The organism is Ruegeria sp. BHSB056 (assembly GCF_059613305.1).
The window spans coordinates 1-14327 of the sequence record NZ_JBXWSG010000093.1; the positions used below are offsets into that span (position 1 = coordinate 1).

General features: G+C 59.4%; 16 protein-coding genes and 1 pseudogene. 11 read left to right on the forward strand and 6 right to left on the reverse strand.

The genetic code is table 11. From position 1 onward, the window contains the following. The 5 genes and pseudogenes from AC2FND_RS17090 to AC2FND_RS17110 all read left to right on the forward strand — a co-directional run. A pseudogene (locus tag AC2FND_RS17090) lies at nucleotides 1–225 on the forward strand (hypothetical protein); the annotation flags it as partial. A gap of 326 nt (nucleotides 226–551) precedes the next feature. After that, a complete protein-coding gene (locus AC2FND_RS17095; protein ID WP_496771045.1) occupies nucleotides 552–1301 on the forward strand; it encodes a 5-oxoprolinase subunit B family protein in 750 nt (249 codons plus the stop codon). Next, nucleotides 1298–2296, forward strand: a complete 999-nt coding sequence (locus AC2FND_RS17100; RefSeq protein WP_496771046.1) for a 5-oxoprolinase subunit C family protein — start codon at nucleotides 1298–1300, stop codon at nucleotides 2294–2296. The genes AC2FND_RS17095 and AC2FND_RS17100 overlap by 4 nt, the downstream gene beginning before the upstream one ends. A gap of 12 nt (nucleotides 2297–2308) precedes the next feature. Then, nucleotides 2309–3070 (forward strand): LamB/YcsF family protein, encoded by a 762-nt coding sequence (locus tag AC2FND_RS17105; protein ID WP_496771047.1) that lies wholly within the window; start codon nucleotides 2309–2311, stop codon nucleotides 3068–3070. A 150-nt stretch (nucleotides 3071–3220) separates the two neighbouring features. Then, on the forward strand, nucleotides 3221–4468 hold the full coding sequence (locus AC2FND_RS17110) for a hypothetical protein (RefSeq protein ID WP_496771048.1): 1248 nt from the start codon (nucleotides 3221–3223) through the stop codon (nucleotides 4466–4468). Nucleotides 4469–4523: 55 nt separating this feature from the next. Here the strand turns inward: AC2FND_RS17110 and AC2FND_RS17115 are convergent, their stop codons facing one another. Both AC2FND_RS17115 and AC2FND_RS17120 read right to left on the reverse strand, forming a co-directional pair. Further along, nucleotides 4524–5918: a D-alanyl-D-alanine carboxypeptidase family protein gene (locus AC2FND_RS17115; RefSeq protein ID WP_209507823.1), complete on the reverse strand. Its 1395-nt coding sequence runs from the start codon at nucleotides 5916–5918 to the stop codon at nucleotides 4524–4526. Nucleotides 5919–6197: 279 nt separating this feature from the next. After that, complete coding sequence (locus AC2FND_RS17120) at nucleotides 6198–6899, reverse strand: HAD family hydrolase (protein WP_209507825.1); 702 nt, start codon at nucleotides 6897–6899, stop codon at nucleotides 6198–6200. 93 nt (nucleotides 6900–6992) lie between these two features. Between AC2FND_RS17120 and clpS the strand changes: the two genes are divergently transcribed. The 4 genes from clpS to hemF are packed head-to-tail and all read left to right on the forward strand — an operon-like array spanning nucleotide 6993 to nucleotide 10072. Next, nucleotides 6993–7334 carry an ATP-dependent Clp protease adapter ClpS gene (clpS, locus tag AC2FND_RS17125; protein ID WP_209507827.1) on the forward strand — a complete coding sequence of 114 codons (342 nt, stop codon included), beginning with the start codon at nucleotides 6993–6995 and terminating at the stop codon, nucleotides 7332–7334. A gap of 44 nt (nucleotides 7335–7378) precedes the next feature. Beyond that, complete coding sequence (locus AC2FND_RS17130) at nucleotides 7379–8344, forward strand: class I SAM-dependent methyltransferase (protein WP_496771049.1); 966 nt, start codon at nucleotides 7379–7381, stop codon at nucleotides 8342–8344. 37 nt (nucleotides 8345–8381) lie between these two features. Then, the gene (locus AC2FND_RS17135) at nucleotides 8382–9182 is read left to right on the forward strand and encodes an SDR family NAD(P)-dependent oxidoreductase (RefSeq protein ID WP_209507832.1); all 801 of its coding nucleotides are present in this window, start codon (nucleotides 8382–8384) and stop codon (nucleotides 9180–9182) included. Nucleotides 9183–9187: 5 nt separating this feature from the next. Beyond that, nucleotides 9188–10072, forward strand: coding sequence for an oxygen-dependent coproporphyrinogen oxidase (hemF, locus tag AC2FND_RS17140; RefSeq protein WP_496771050.1), 885 nt, complete (start codon nucleotides 9188–9190; stop codon nucleotides 10070–10072). A 3-nt stretch (nucleotides 10073–10075) separates the two neighbouring features. Here hemF and AC2FND_RS17145 read toward each other — a convergent pair whose 3' ends face one another. Beyond that, entirely contained in the window at nucleotides 10076–10525 is a 450-nt protein-coding gene (locus AC2FND_RS17145; RefSeq protein WP_480483337.1) for a hypothetical protein, read from the reverse strand. 140 nt (nucleotides 10526–10665) lie between these two features. Between AC2FND_RS17145 and AC2FND_RS17150 the strand changes: the two genes are divergently transcribed. Both AC2FND_RS17150 and AC2FND_RS17155 read left to right on the forward strand, forming a co-directional pair. Further along, complete coding sequence (locus tag AC2FND_RS17150; RefSeq protein ID WP_209507836.1) at nucleotides 10666–11178, forward strand: toxin-activating lysine-acyltransferase; 513 nt, start codon at nucleotides 10666–10668, stop codon at nucleotides 11176–11178. Then, nucleotides 11179–12105, forward strand: a complete 927-nt coding sequence (locus tag AC2FND_RS17155) for a Hint domain-containing protein (RefSeq protein WP_496771051.1) — start codon at nucleotides 11179–11181, stop codon at nucleotides 12103–12105. A 2-nt stretch (nucleotides 12106–12107) separates the two neighbouring features. Here AC2FND_RS17155 and modC read toward each other — a convergent pair whose 3' ends face one another. From modC to modA, 3 genes are all read right to left on the reverse strand, one after another. Next, the gene (gene modC / locus AC2FND_RS17160) at nucleotides 12108–13208 is read right to left on the reverse strand and encodes a molybdenum ABC transporter ATP-binding protein (protein WP_496771052.1); all 1101 of its coding nucleotides are present in this window, start codon (nucleotides 13206–13208) and stop codon (nucleotides 12108–12110) included. Beyond that, complete coding sequence (gene modB / locus AC2FND_RS17165) at nucleotides 13205–13897, reverse strand: molybdate ABC transporter permease subunit (protein WP_496771053.1); 693 nt, start codon at nucleotides 13895–13897, stop codon at nucleotides 13205–13207. The genes modC and modB overlap by 4 nt, the downstream gene beginning before the upstream one ends. Nucleotides 13898–13902: 5 nt before the next feature. Continuing rightward, the coding region (modA, locus tag AC2FND_RS17170; protein ID WP_496771054.1) for a molybdate ABC transporter substrate-binding protein at nucleotides 13903–14327 on the reverse strand (425 nt) is incomplete at its 5' end.

A 14327-nucleotide genomic window follows, 5' to 3' on the forward strand; every position in this document is an offset into this window, starting at 1 on the left:
AACCTCAACACAAGATGCCCCCAGTCTCTCCTGAGCGTCTCAACCGTCTTTCCAGTCCGTCAGGCCGTCTCTCCGACCCGTCAGCACCGCCTCAGCAGCGCCGGTGAAGGGCGTTCTAAGTATTACTCTCAAATCCCGCAAGCAGAAAATGACGTTATTGATCTTTTTTTTGAACTTTCTTTTATAATTACGCTATTTCAACGACTTAAACGCCGTCGAAATTGACCGCCGCCCTTCTGTCCGGGTGCAGTTGGGCATGATCTGACTGGCAAGCCCCATAAAACAAAATGGGCCACTACAAGATATAGAGACTCCGCGATTTCAAGATACAAGTCAGGGCGACTCGAAACTGGAAAACGAGTCGGAAATGCGGCCAGAATCCGGTCGAAATCCCCTCTCCCCTACCGGACGCCTAATACTGCGGGTCGCTCCCTACAGGGATGTGGACGGAACAGGCACGATGTCCGCTATTGAACACCCTGTCTTGCGTATCCCCTAAAGATGCGGTCAGGTTCCACCAATTCACTCTTCGATCCGAAAGCAGATCAGCAATGGCGCGCAATGTTCAGTTTCCTTTGGTCAGAACCGTCGGATTTGACGGCGCGCTGGTGACCTTTGCAGATAGGATGACCGACACCGCGAACCGGGCAGCGCTGGCATTTCGAGCCGAAGTCGATCGTCTGCACTGGGATGAGGTGACCGAGTCGTCAGCCTCCCTCGGCTCGGCCTTTGTTCGGTTCGACACGCAGCGCATCTCTCATCAGAAAATGCTGCAAAAGCTTCGGGATCTGGTTGAGCAGAAGGACTGGTACACTACACCGCTGCCCGCGGGCCGCAGGTTGTGGCGCGTTCCGACGGTTTACGGGACCGACCTTGCGCCCCAGCTTGACGATGCCGCCGTTGCTGCCGGCCTGTCGCCGGAAGAAGCAATACGTCGGCTTGGACAGTCCCGCGTGCGGGTTCTGACCATCGGCTTCGCTCCGGGGCAGCCATATCTTGGGCCTCTGGGACCCGAGTTCAACATTCACCGGCTGCAAAGCCTGACCCCCATGGTGCCGGAAGGCGCTTTGGTTCTGGCGATCTCGCAATTTGTTCTGTTTTCCGGGCCGACGCCAACCGGGTGGCGGCATATCGGGCAGACCGCCTTTCGGTGTTTCCGTCCCGAAAGGGTCGAGGCCTTTACCCTCAGACCCGGCGATGAACTGTTGTTCGAGCCCGTTTCCCGCGACGTTCTGGAACACATCAAGGCCAACAACGAGGACGGCACAGGCGGCGCAACCTGTGAGGAGATCGCGCCATGAGCCTGATCGTCCACCGGATTGGCCCGGCCTGCACCATTCAGGATCAGGGGCGCACAGGCTATCTGGATCAAGGGCTGTCCCGGTCCGGGGCCGCGGACATTCTGGCCCTGCACGAAGGGGCGGCGTTGCTGGATCAGAGCCCAAACCTTGCCGCGCTGGAAATGGCCGGGATGGGGGGCGAGTTCGAGGCGACGCATAACATGCGCATCGCCCTGACTGGCGCACGAATGCAGGCCAGCATTGATGGCAGCCCTGTGGCCTGGAACGCGTCGCACCAACTGAGCGCCGGGCAAAAGCTGAACATCGGGGCGACGCTGGCTGGAAACTATGGCTATCTGCATCTCGGCGGCGGCATTGATGCCGAGGTTTTTCTGGGGTCCCGCTCTACCCATCTGACAGCGCGGATTGGCCGGGCGTTACAGCAGGGTGACAGGCTGACCTGTGGACCGGATGCAGGCAACAGCGGGATGAAACTGGCTGCTGTCGAGCGGTTTTCGGGCGGGGTGCTGCATGTGGTTGCCAGTTTTCAGACACCTTTGTTTGACGGCGCGACGCTTGAACGGTTTGCCCAAACCAATTTCCGGCGCGGCGCACGCGCCAACCGGATGGGCATGCAGGTAGATAGCGACGGCGATGGCTTTGCCGCCTCGGGCCAGCTGAACATCTTGTCCGAGGTGATCACCCCCGGCGATATCCAGATGACCGGCACTGGCGACCCGTTCATCCTGTTGCCGGAATGTCAGACCACGGGCGGGTACCCTCGTATCGCGACCGTTCTGCCATGCGATATGTCCCGCGCGGCACAGACACCCGCAGGCGGCGACATCCGGTTCGAATTTGTCAGCATGGAACAAGCAGAAGAAATGCACAAAGCGTTCCTGTCAGACCTTGCGCGCCTGCCCTCAAAAGTCGAGGCACTGGTGCGTGATCCCCATGACATACCGGACCTGTTGTCCTACCAATTGATCGGCGGAGTGATCTCTGCCACCGACTAAGGAGATGTGCCAATGCCAAGCGTCGATCTGAATGCCGATTTGGGGGAAAGTTTTGGCCCCTGGAAAATGGGCGATGACGAAAGCCTGCTGAAAATCATCACCTCGGCCAACATCGCTTGTGGGTTTCATGCCGGTGATCCGGATGTGATGGCATCAACGATGAAACTGGCGGCCGAAAACGATGTAGGCATCGGCGCGCATCCCGGCTTTCCCGATCTGCAGGGGTTTGGTCGGCGGAACATGAAGTTGCCCCATGACAACCTGCGCAATCTGGTCCGGTATCAACTGGGGGCCGCAATCGGCATGGCCACCGCAGTTGGCACCAAAGTGCGGCACCTGAAACTGCACGGGGCGCTGGCCAATATGTGTTCGGCCGATATCGAAATGGCGCACGCCTGTTATCAGGGTGCATTGGATGTTGATCCCGATATCATCGTCATGGTGCTGGCCGTGACAAAACAGGAAGAGGCCGTGCGTGAGCTCGGGTGCAACTGGGTGGGCGAGATTTTTGCCGACCGAGCCTATAACGACGACGGAACATTGGTCGACCGCAGCCTGCCCGGCGCCGTTATCCACGATGCCGAGGTCGCAGGCCCGCGCATCCTGAACATGGTCCGCGAAGGTGCGATCATCACCGAAAGCGGCAAGCGGCTGGAAACGTCCATCGACACAATCTGCCTGCACGGCGACGGCCCGACCGCGGTTCAAATCGCCCGCTCAGTTCGCGAAAGCCTGATCGGGGGCGGTGTCGATGTGACGAAATTCACCCGCTGACCATCATGCGTTAACGTCGGCAACCCAATTTCACGACTGTTGCCCGTACAGGTCTCAGCGCCTAGCATGACGGGCAAGCACATGTTCTGAAACCTACAATTTCAAACGATCGCTCGCCCCGGTTGGGGTGTCGCGCAAGGAGGTAGTCGAATGTCCTTTGATCTGATGTCCTATCAACCCCGGGGCGACAAGAAGAACTCGGACTTCTTCGCGGAATACCTTCCGAAAATCTACGAGCGCCGGACAAGCTCGGGCATCACCGATCAGGTCGGGCCAATGCGCGCGATCTGTATGCAGGTCGAAACCGACGCGCTGTTCGATACGCTGGTCGAACTTTACGTGATGACACCCTATCGCCACACCGCCAGCTATCTGGGGCAGACCCACAAATTTTCGGTCCTGCATTCGCATCCCGACTATCCCGCGCTGATCGTGATGGCCCCACTCAGCCCGGGTTTCGAAGACTTCATTCCCCGCATCAATCGCATGTACCCGCTGGCCCGCAACACGCCGCAAACGCGGTATGTTGGCGAGGTTTTCGCAGCCAGTGATCTGAAGGCGCTGACCGGGACGCTTGAGGATCAGAATATCCGCTTCGAATATGCCGGAGATACCGAAAACCCGTTCTACACATTGGACGGCTTCCGCTTTACGACCCCGTCCGATTTCACCTGTAACCGGGTCGGGTATTCGACACTTGATTTCAACGACACAGACAGCCTGGGCCTTGGTGATCGCGTGTTATTGAGCGAAGCGGAACAAGCCCGGCTGGATCAGGCAGCCGCGTTCGGATCGGACAGCAAAATCGCTCCTTTGATGCTGGGCATCGATCATCTGGCGACGCGCGTGCTGGCGGGTGAGCGCGAGGATGCGATCCTCGAATTCCTGACCATGGTGCCCTATTATTTCTGGGGGGCCTACAACATCTTCGACATGAACTCGTCCACCAATGTGAACCGCAACGCCAATGTGGACGATGACAAGAAATCTCCGGCCAAAGTTTTCACCGCCAACAACACGCCGTCCTTCGTCAACTCATTCGCCAAGCTGCCGATGCCGACCGAGGATTTTGTGCGCAATTTTGGCCGCCGCCTGCATCACATGGCCGTCGAGATCAAGGATGGCGACCATGGCGCCGGGGAAAAGAATGTCGACTTTGTCGTGAACACGCTGAAGGACAAGGGTGTGCCGTTCCTGGCCCATGTGGTGGGCGAATGCAAAGACGACCCGAACCTGAAACAGATCTTCTCGAAACACTCGCAGAATACGCTTCTGATCACCGAATATATCGAGCGGTGTCACAAGTATGACGGGTTCTTCACCAAGGACAATGTCGCCGCCCTGACCGCCGCCGCGGGACAGGACGAGCAATATCAGCACGGTCACGTCTTCGATTAAAAAAGGGCCGCGGATGACCGCAGCCCAGACCCAACAGGAGAGATTATGCCGGACCTTATGATGGCCCGATCATGAAACAGGTGACATTGCGGGCTTGCAGACGGCGACACGCCAGATCGGCCTGTTCCCGCGTCATGCCCTGGAATGTCGCATCAAAGCCGCGCGAGCTCTGACTGACCTTGCGCAGACTGCCATCCAGCGTGGTCATTTCCGACAGCGCCGTTTTCAGCAGAATCTTCTCGGCCTCGTATCGTGTGGTGTAGCGGCCCACATTGACCCCCCACAGATGCCCACCGGACGAGGACAGACGGGTAATCACTTCCTGCTCGGGCTCTGGTGGGCTGGCGGGTTCGGTCGAGGCCAGCACCAGATTGTCCGGGCGCAGCGCCGGGCGTGTGTCGGATGTTTCAACCGGCGGGGCGGTTGGGGCAACATCCGCTTCGGCAATCGCCGCAGCAATACCGCTGCTGATACGGTCGCTGTTCTGGTCCGCCACGACCGCGACCGCACTTGCAACCTGTGTTGTGGCACTCGGGCGCCCAAGCGGGCGCAGGCTGGATTTCGGTGCTCCGCTCAGCGCTGCAACTTGGGTATCGCCCCCCAACCCGACATTGCCCGCATAGACCGGGCGCTCAGGTTTGCGGATAGGTGCACGAGACGGGGCACGGCGAAACCCCAAATCCAGCAATTCCGCAACCTTGGCATTCCGCGACGCCCCGGATTTACCACCAAAGACAGTTGCAATGATACGCTCATCCTTGCGTTTGGCCGACGCCACCAGGTTGAACCCCGCCGCACGTGTGTATCCGGTCTTTATTCCGTCCGCACCCTTATAGGCCGCCAGCAGGCGGCGGTTGGTGTTGGGAACAGTCTTGATACCGGCATCCGTCGATTGGCGCGAGAACAGGTTATAATACTGCGGGTAATCATACAGCAGATGCCGTCCCAGCGTGGTCATGTCACGCGCGCTGGACAGGTGCCCTGCCTCAGTCAGACCATGCGCATTCTTGAAGGTCGTGCGGCTCATGCCCATCGCTTTGGCGGTTCGGGTCATACGGCGGGCAAAGGCCGCTTCCGAGCCACTGATGGCAATGCCGATCGCCGTGGCCGCGTCGTTGGCCGATTTTACCGCAGCGGCGCGGATCAGATAGCGGAACGCAATCGTCTGGCCCGCGCGCAGGCCCAGCTTCGACGGGGGCTCGGCCGCCGCCTTCTGGGTAATCCGAACGGGTGTGTCCAGTGTGATCTCGCCGTTTCGCACCGCCTCAAACGCGATGTAGAGCGTCATCATCTTGGTCAGCGAGGCCGGGTGCAGCCGCGCATCCGCATTTCGTGAATGCAGCACCTCGCCAGTTCGGGCGTCGATCACCATAGCTGCGTAAGGCGCTGCCATGGACCTGAGCGGCGCAAACGCCAGCACACATAGCAACGCTATAAGGAAAAAGCCCATTCGGGCCGGAACTGTCCGCCGAATCTGCACGATCTTTGCCTCTGTCTGCCTCGCGCTGCCGGGTTTTCCCGGTCAGCAAAAATTATTTTATTGTCCCCAAGGCTATCACAGCGACCCAATGAAATAAACCGAAAGCTGAGGTTTTCGCAGTTTCGATTTGCTTCTGGGCTGAGGCTATATCTTGCTAAATTCCCCCTCAGAACCACCAAATGCGCGATAAAGACGAAACTGCGCCCGGTTGCGGCAGGGTTTATGTGAAACTGAGGCGAAAAGGCAACATCACTTCAGGTTGCCCAGCAGATCGGTCAGATCGCCCAAATCTCTCAACTCGCGGAATCGGGGGCTGTCGACAGGGGCTTCGGCATGTTCCACCTCCCAGACCAGACCGTGGGGCACGTAGACACCCCAGCACCCGGCCTGAATCGGGGCAACGACATCTGACCGCATGGAATTGCCGACCATCATTGCGGCAGTCGGGCCATCACCATGACGGTCGAATACAAACCGATAGGTTTCGGGGGTCTTTTCGGAAACGATTTCCACACCATCGAACAGATCACCCAGCCCGGACTGGGCCAGTTTGCGCTCCTGATCGATCAGATCACCCTTGGTGATCAGAATGACCCGATACGCATCGGCAACGCCCTCGACGGCCTCGCGGGCATGGGGCAACAACTCGATGGGATGGGCCAGCATCTCTTGCCCCGCTTCGATCAGCTGCCGGATGACCCAGGCCGGAACGCGGCTTTCGGTAACTTCGATCGCCGTCTCGATCATCGACAGGACAAATCCCTTGATGCCATACCCATAGTGCTGAATGTTGCGCTTTTCAGCCGCAAGAAGTCGCTCCATCAGGTGATCACGATTGGCATGATCGGCCAAGAGTTCAGCAAAACGAGCCTGCGTCAGCTGAAAAAACCGTTCGTTATGCCAAAGGGTGTCGTCTGCATCGAACCCGATTGTCGTCAGCTTGGTCGTCATCCTGTTTACGTCCGCTTGCTCTTTTCACCAGCCATGCACACGTTATATAAGCGCCAAGATAAACCCCAAGCCTGAATCGGACAGTTGCACACGATGCTTGAATTGACCTGGATGATGTCTGACAAGCCGGACGACGACAGTGACGCGTCCGTCCTGGTACAGACACGCCCAAAAACCAAGCGTCCGCCTTTGTACAAGGTCCTGTTGCTGAACGACGACTATACACCGATGGAATTTGTGGTGCATGTGCTTGAACGTTTCTTCGGCATGACCCATGCGCAGGCGTTCGAGATCATGCTGACCGTTCACAAGAAAGGCGTGGCCGTTGTCGGGGTTTTCAGCCACGAGATCGCCGAGACCAAAGTTGGACAGGTGATGGACTTTGCCCGCCGGCACCAGCACCCTTTGCAATGCACAATGGAACGCGAAGAGTAAGGCCTTTGGCCTGACGCGCGCCCCTCTCTCAGCCGGAATTGCCCATGTCCCCTCGTCTGGAACTTGCCTTGCAAAACGGCCTTACGCTGTCCCCCCCTCTTAGTGTGATCTGCCCCACGCCCGACCATTATCTGTCTGCTCTGGGGGACGGTGCGCAGATTGTGCAGCCCTTCAAACCCTTTCACGACCATTTCGCCGCGCAGGGTTTTGAAACGGTGTCCGACGCAGATGGCCCCTGTCAGGACGCCATTGTCTTTCTGCCCCGCGCCAAGGCACTGGCCCGGTCGCTCATTCATCAGGCCTGTGCGCGGGCGAGCGGCCTGATTGTCATCGACGGTGCCAAGACCGATGGTGTGGACAGCATATTGAAGGATGTGCGCAAGCGGGTTCCGGTCGAGGGACAGCTTTCCAAAGCACATGGCAAGATTTTCTGGTTTCAGGCCGATGATCAGGCTTTTGCAGACTGGGCCACGCCGAAACATCAGATGGTTGACGGATACCACACAGCACCGGGTGTGTTTTCAGCCGACGGCATTGATCCTGCCTCGGCCCTGCTGCTGAAGACTCTGCCTGACCGGCTTGGTCCCTGCGTGGCCGATCTGGGTGCGGGATGGGGGTATCTGTCTGCGGAAATCCTGAAACGCGGCGGGATAACCTCGCTGCATGTGGTCGAAGCAGACCATGCAGCCCTGACCTGCGCGCGGCTTAACGTCACCCAATCCCAGGCGCATTTCCACTGGAGCGATGCCGTATCCTGGGCCGCTCCGGAACCTATCGATACCGTTGTGATGAACCCGCCATTTCACACGTCACGCAGCGCGGATCCCGCCTTGGGGCAAGGGTTCATAGCCTCTGCTGCCCGCAATCTGACACGCAACGGAACCCTTTGGATGGTCGCCAACCGGCACCTTCCCTACGAAGCTACACTGAACGAACATTTCGCTCAGGTCGGTGAAATTGCCGGCGACAACCGGTTCAAGGTGTTCCAGGCCTCTCGCCCTCGGCGTTAAGGCCCGTTAACCTGCGCCCAAATTCAGGAGGATTCGGATGTCCTTTTCCATCGCTGGCAAGACAGCAATCGTAACGGGCGGAGCCAATGGCATCGGCCTGGCCATCGGGCGGCATTTCGCGGATGCGGGCGCAAATGTCATGTTTGCCGACATAGATGAAAAACGCCTGATCGACGAGCTTGGAGAACAGGCCGAAGGCAGCAATATCCGGTACTTTGCGGGTGATCTGCGCGAAAAGCTGACCATTGCCAACCTGTTATCTGCGACGCTGGATGCGTTCGACCAGGTGGATATTCTGGTCAACGGCGCACGACAGGTGATCCCGTCTGATCCGCTGGATCCGGATGACGATTCGATGCGCACCCTGCTGAACCAGAACCTGATGCCCGCCTTGCGGCTCAGCCAGCTGGTCGCAAATCGCATGATCAAACAGGCCGACGGCGATGTCGAAAACCCGGCGGGGACGATCATCAACCTGTCCTCGATCGCGGCCCGGCGGACCCACCCCGATCTGATGGCCTATTCCGTTTCGACCGCTGCACTGGATCAGCTGACCCGGTCCCTTGCGGTTGCGCTGGCTCCGAAACGGATTCGCGTCAACTCGATTGCGCTGGGTTCGGTCATGAGCGCATCGCTGCAATCGACCCTCAAGGACAACCGCGATTACCGCGTCGATATCGAAAAGCATACGCCCCTGGCCCGTATCGCCTCGGCAACGGAACTGACGGAAACCGCGCAATATCTTGCGTCTGATGCAGCTGGTTTCGTCACCGGACAGATCCTGACAATCGACGGTGGCCGTACCCTGCTTGACCCGGTCGCGGCCCCTGCGCATTAAGACCCATGTTCGAAACAGAAAAATCTACCGCCTCCACCTGGTTTCGCCAATTGCGCGATGACATCGTTGCAGCGTTCGAAGCCCTTGAAGACAGCCACACCGACGGGCCGTTTGCCGATGCCGCACCCGGACGGTTCGAGGTCAAGGAAACCAAACGCCAATCGGACGACGGGTCAGACGCGGGCGGCGGGCTGATGTCGGTCATGCGCGGCGGGCGTGTTTTTGAAAAGGTCGGAGTCAATGTCTCGACCGTCTACGGCACGCTGGGCGAACGGGCGCAACAGGCGATGGCGGCGCGCAAGGGCATCCCCGGAATGACCGAAGATCCGCGCTTCTGGGCGTCGGGTATCAGCCTTGTGGCCCATATGCAGAACCCCCATGTCCCGGCGGTCCACATGAACACACGCGTGTTCTGGACACCCCATGCCTGGTGGTTCGGTGGCGGCTCGGATCTCAACCCGTGCATCGAGTATGACGAGGACACCGCGCATTTCCACGCCACGCAAAAGGCGCATCTTGACCCGCACGGACCCGCCCATTACCCGCGCCTCAAGGACTGGGCTGACGAGTATTTCTACATCCCTCACCGCAAACGCGCGCGCGGCGTCGGCGGGATCTTCATGGACGACTATTGTACCGGTGACTGGCAGGCGGATTTTGCCCTGACACAGGACATTGGCAGGGCGTTTCTGCCCGCCTTCCTGCCCTTGGTCGAAAGGCGCCGCGTTCAGAACTTCTCAGAGGCGGACAAGACCACCCAACTGGTGCATCGCGGCCTTTATGCAGAATACAACCTTGTCTATGACCGGGGCACAAAATTCGGTCTGGAAACCGGGCATGACCCGGATGCCGTTCTGATGAGCCTGCCGCCGATGGCAAAATGGGTCTGACGATCAGAACGTGTCCATGATGAAATTGTCGTAGCAATAGTTCTGCGCCGACACCGCCGACATGTTTGCTCCGACTTTCTTGACCGTGATCGAATAGCCGGGTTTCGTATCGGCCCCCGGCGGCGGAGTCATGGAAAACTGCACCGTTCGCACGCCGGGTTCATACGCCCGCCAGATATAGATCCTCTGCGAGTTCGGAACGCCCAGTGTGCGAATGGCATAATCTCCGATCCCGCACCAATAATTGACCGGCGCGGATGAACCGACAGCCTTTACTTCGTAAACCCCGTCCGGCAAGGGCGTGATCTCGGTTCGGAACTGCGGCCGGACTGACAGGCCGAACCCAACGGCCCCGGCCACCGCAGGCGTCATAACAAGTGTGGCAGCGATGAATGGCTTGAGAAAACGCATGATCCAGATATCCCGAAACAATGGCACCAATACCGATAGCATAACCACGACACCCTGCGAGTAAAGTGGGGCACACCAGCTGCGCCGGCGCAGTTATCCGGGGAAATTCCACTATTCATATCGCCGGAAACAAGTACACTACCCGAAAGAATTAATAACGCATCAAACTATCGGCAGTTCCGTTGAACAAGAGTTTTCCAAAAGACTGGTTCGATTTCCCACCCGAGAAATATGCGGATCTGGGGGCGATGTTCTATCTCGCGGGTCTGACAAAAACGCACCAGAAACGTAACCTTGCGCAAGTTCTTTATGCGTTCGAAACCCCGTTCCGTCTGGGCCAATACCAGATCTTCAGGCAAAATGGCTTTCCCCGCGGATTTGTCACTTTTGCCGGTCTCAGCCCCGACGCCGAATATCGCTATGCGGTGAAAGAAACGTCACTGACAGACAAGGATTTTACCAGCGGGTCTTCCTTCTGGATCATCGACCTTGTCGCGCCGTTTGGACAGACCAGCCAGATTGTTGATATCCTCAAGCAAGAGATCCCGCATCCGCGCGTGCGCACCAACCGAATGGACAGCGACATGACACGCAACCGGATTGTCGAATGGACGCGGGACGATGCAGGCGAGGTTCATATGCGCCTGTACCGAAAGAAGGAATTTGAACGGATGCTGCAACAAGGCGAGGTCTAGTTGGTTTCAGTTCCGATCACAGGTGAATTGACCGGCAACGTGACCGGGTCCCCACCCAATGTGGCGATGGGGCAACCCACGCTGAACAACGGAAACTTTACACCGCTCACCCAAACTTGGACAATTGCGACACCCCCTGCCAACGGTACAGCCACGATCGACCCAAATACCGGAGAGTGGACCTATACGGTCGATCCGACGTTTTTCGACAGCCTCGACAATGGTCAAGTTGTCTTTGATTCCTTCTTCATCAGTGTCTCGGGAACAACGCAAGCAGGTCCGATTACACTTCCGTTTACCGGCTCTCCGGACCCGGTAGAGGTGGTCATCAGGATCGAAGGCGTGTGTTTCGTAGCCGGAACCCTGATCGAGGCCGAAAACGGCCCCCGCGCCATCGAGACCCTGAAGGTCGGGGACAAGGTGGCGACAGCCGATCACGGGTTGCAACCCATTCGCTGGATCGAAAGCAGCACGATCCCACCCGACCGATTACGCGACGAACCCGCAATGTGGCCCGTTCGCATCTCGGCAGGCAGTCTGGGACCCAACACACCCTCGCGGGATCTTCTGGTGTCTCAGCAGCACCGTATTCTGGTGAAAGGCCCCCGCGTCGAACTGCTTTTCGGAACCACCGAAGCGCTGGTTGCCGCCAAGCACCTGTGCAGATGGCCCGGAATAGGGCTCGATACCTCGGTTGAAACGGTCGAGTATCTGCACATCCTGCTGGATCGGCACGAAATCCTCTCGGCGGATGGGGCACAGGCAGAAAGCCTGTTTCTGGGGGAAGAGGCGCTACATACCCTTTCATCCGACGCGCTCCAGGAACTGGCCGCCATATTTCCCGACCGTCTCTCCTCTGGCCATCAGGGGTTTGGGCGCGCCGCGCGCCTTATCCTGCTGGAACACGAAGCCCGCGCACTTGCCTGAGGTCAGGTGCCAGTCCCGATACGGCCACCGACGTTCTGCGGGGCCAGTGCAACCGTCTTGATCACGGCATGGCACGTGCTGCCCGGCTGCAAGTTCAACGCCGCAACTGACCGGCGCGTGACCCGTGCAAGAACAGTCCCAGCCAGTGTCCTGACCGACACGATCGCTCCGGGACCTTCACCCGACCGGATCGAGTCGACCGTCCCGCTGAGCACGTTCAATGCCGACAGACCCTCGGGCTTTTGGACGGACAGGATCACCTCTTGCGCCGGAATGCGAATTCGCAGATGCGCGCCGACCTCCTGCCCGATACGTGGCAGAAACAGACGCGCGCCATTTGCGTTCAGCTCGGTCAACCCGTCAGCATGGTGCCGGTGCACCTGCACTTCCAACACGGCCCCGACCGCGCGCACACCTGCGGGCGCCACGGACGGATCGGACAGAACCTCGGACGCGGGGCCATGGCGGACGACCCTGCCATCCTGCAAAGCGACAACCGATGTGGCCAGACGGGCCACCTCGTCGGCTGAGTGGGTAACATACAGGATCGGGACAGACACCTCATCCCTGAGACGCTCGAAATAGGGCAGGATCTCCGCCTTGCGGGCCTCGTCCAGCGCCGCAAGCGGTTCATCTGCAAGGATCAGTCGCGGGCTGGCCAGCAACGCCCTGCCTATCGACACGCGCTGTTTCTCGCCCCCTGACAACCCGGCTGGACGGCGGTTCAGAAGGTGGCCGATCCCCAGCATCTCGATGACTTTTTCCGGGTCTTCACGCCGCGCGCTTTTGGGGGCGAACCAGCGGCCATAGGCAAGGTTCTGGCGAACGGTCAGATGCGGGAACAACCGCCCTTCCTGAAAGATATAGCCCAGCCGCCGCCGGTGCGGCGGCAGCCAGTGCCCGCGTTCGGTGTCAATCAACACCCAGTCATCCACGGCCACCCTGCCCGCGCGCGGCCGCAGCAATCCGGCCACCGCGTTGACAATCGTGGTCTTGCCCGACCCGGAACGCCCGAACAGCACGGTCACACCGGGTGGCGCGTCAAAACTGACCTCCAGATCGATCCCCAGCAGCTGATGATGCAAGCGAACAGACAGGCTCATGATCCGGCCACCCGCGCGGCGGCGCGCCGTCCCACATATTCCGACAGCAGTAACGCGCCCGTGGCGATGACGATCGAGATCAGGACCAGCCGCGTTGCAGCAGCTTCGCCCCCCGGCACCTGCAAAAAGGCGTAAACAGCCGATGGCAATGTCTGCGTCTGGCCCGGAATATTCGACACGAATGTAATCGTCGCCCCAAACTCACCCATGGCCTTTGCAAAGGCCAGAATGGCCCCGGCGATGACACCCGGCAGGATCATCGGCAAGGTCACGGTCAGAAACACCATAAGCCTCGACGCCCCCAGCGTCGCCCCCGCTTGTTCCAGCTTCGGGTCCACCGCCTCGATCGACAGACGTATCGCCCGGACCATCAGCGGAAAGGCCATGATACCAGCGGCCAGCGCGGCCCCAGTCCAGCGAAAGGCGACCACAATGCCGAACTCGGCCAAAAACCGCCCCAACGGCCCCTGAATGCCGAAGGTCAGCAACAGCAGATACCCCGTCACAACCGGCGGCAGGATCAAAGGCAAATGCACCAGACCATTCAGAACCTGCCGCCCGGGGAACCGCCAGCGGGCCAGTATGTAGGCCACGAAAATCCCGACCGGCAAGGTCGCCAGCGTCGCCCAGAATGACACGCGCAGCGACAGCTTCAGCGCTTCGACTTCGGCGGGGCCCAACCACTCCAACGCGATCACCCGCCCGGCAGGGAAAATCCCTGCTCCTGAAAAATCGCCAAAGCCGCATCGCTGTGCAGATGATCCAGAAAAGCCCGCGCCGCACCTGTGGCATTACCTGTCATCGCCGCCGGATAGATGATCGGAGGGTGCAGGTCGGTGGGAAAACTGGCCACAACACTGACCCGCTGTTCCGCCTGCGCATCCGATCGATAGACGATCCCCAGAGGCGCAGCACCCGTTGCCACAAGGGCCAGCGCAGCGCGCACATTGTCGGTTTGTGCCACTCGGTCCTGGACCGCCCCCCACTGGTTCAGCCCCTGCAAAGCCGCCTTGCCGTAGATACCGGCGGGCACCGCTTCGACCAGCGCCATGGCCAGAAAGCCTTCGCCCAGCTCGGCCCTGAGGTCATGAACCACCCGAATGTCGCCCAGAACAGGAC

Excerpts from the sequence above, each read along its gene's own strand:
- AC2FND_RS17095 (WP_496771045.1), top strand. The coding sequence starts at position 552 with ATGGCGCGCAATGTTCAGTTTCCTTTGGTCAGAACCGTCGGATTTGAC.
- AC2FND_RS17100 (WP_496771046.1), top strand. The coding sequence starts at position 1,298 with ATGAGCCTGATCGTCCACCGGATTGGCCCGGCCTGCACCATTCAGGAT.
- AC2FND_RS17105 (WP_496771047.1), top strand. The coding sequence starts at position 2,309 with ATGCCAAGCGTCGATCTGAATGCCGATTTGGGGGAAAGTTTTGGCCCC.
- AC2FND_RS17110 (WP_496771048.1), top strand. The coding sequence starts at position 3,221 with ATGTCCTTTGATCTGATGTCCTATCAACCCCGGGGCGACAAGAAGAAC.
- AC2FND_RS17115 (WP_209507823.1), bottom strand. The coding sequence starts at position 5,918 with ATGGGCTTTTTCCTTATAGCGTTGCTATGTGTGCTGGCGTTTGCGCCG.
- AC2FND_RS17120 (WP_209507825.1), bottom strand. The coding sequence starts at position 6,899 with ATGACGACCAAGCTGACGACAATCGGGTTCGATGCAGACGACACCCTT.
- clpS (WP_209507827.1), top strand. The coding sequence starts at position 6,993 with ATGCTTGAATTGACCTGGATGATGTCTGACAAGCCGGACGACGACAGT.
- AC2FND_RS17130 (WP_496771049.1), top strand. The coding sequence starts at position 7,379 with ATGTCCCCTCGTCTGGAACTTGCCTTGCAAAACGGCCTTACGCTGTCC.
- AC2FND_RS17135 (WP_209507832.1), top strand. The coding sequence starts at position 8,382 with ATGTCCTTTTCCATCGCTGGCAAGACAGCAATCGTAACGGGCGGAGCC.
- hemF (WP_496771050.1), top strand. The coding sequence starts at position 9,188 with ATGTTCGAAACAGAAAAATCTACCGCCTCCACCTGGTTTCGCCAATTG.
- AC2FND_RS17145 (WP_480483337.1), bottom strand. The coding sequence starts at position 10,525 with ATGCTATCGGTATTGGTGCCATTGTTTCGGGATATCTGGATCATGCGT.
- modC (WP_496771052.1), bottom strand. The coding sequence starts at position 13,208 with ATGAGCCTGTCTGTTCGCTTGCATCATCAGCTGCTGGGGATCGATCTG.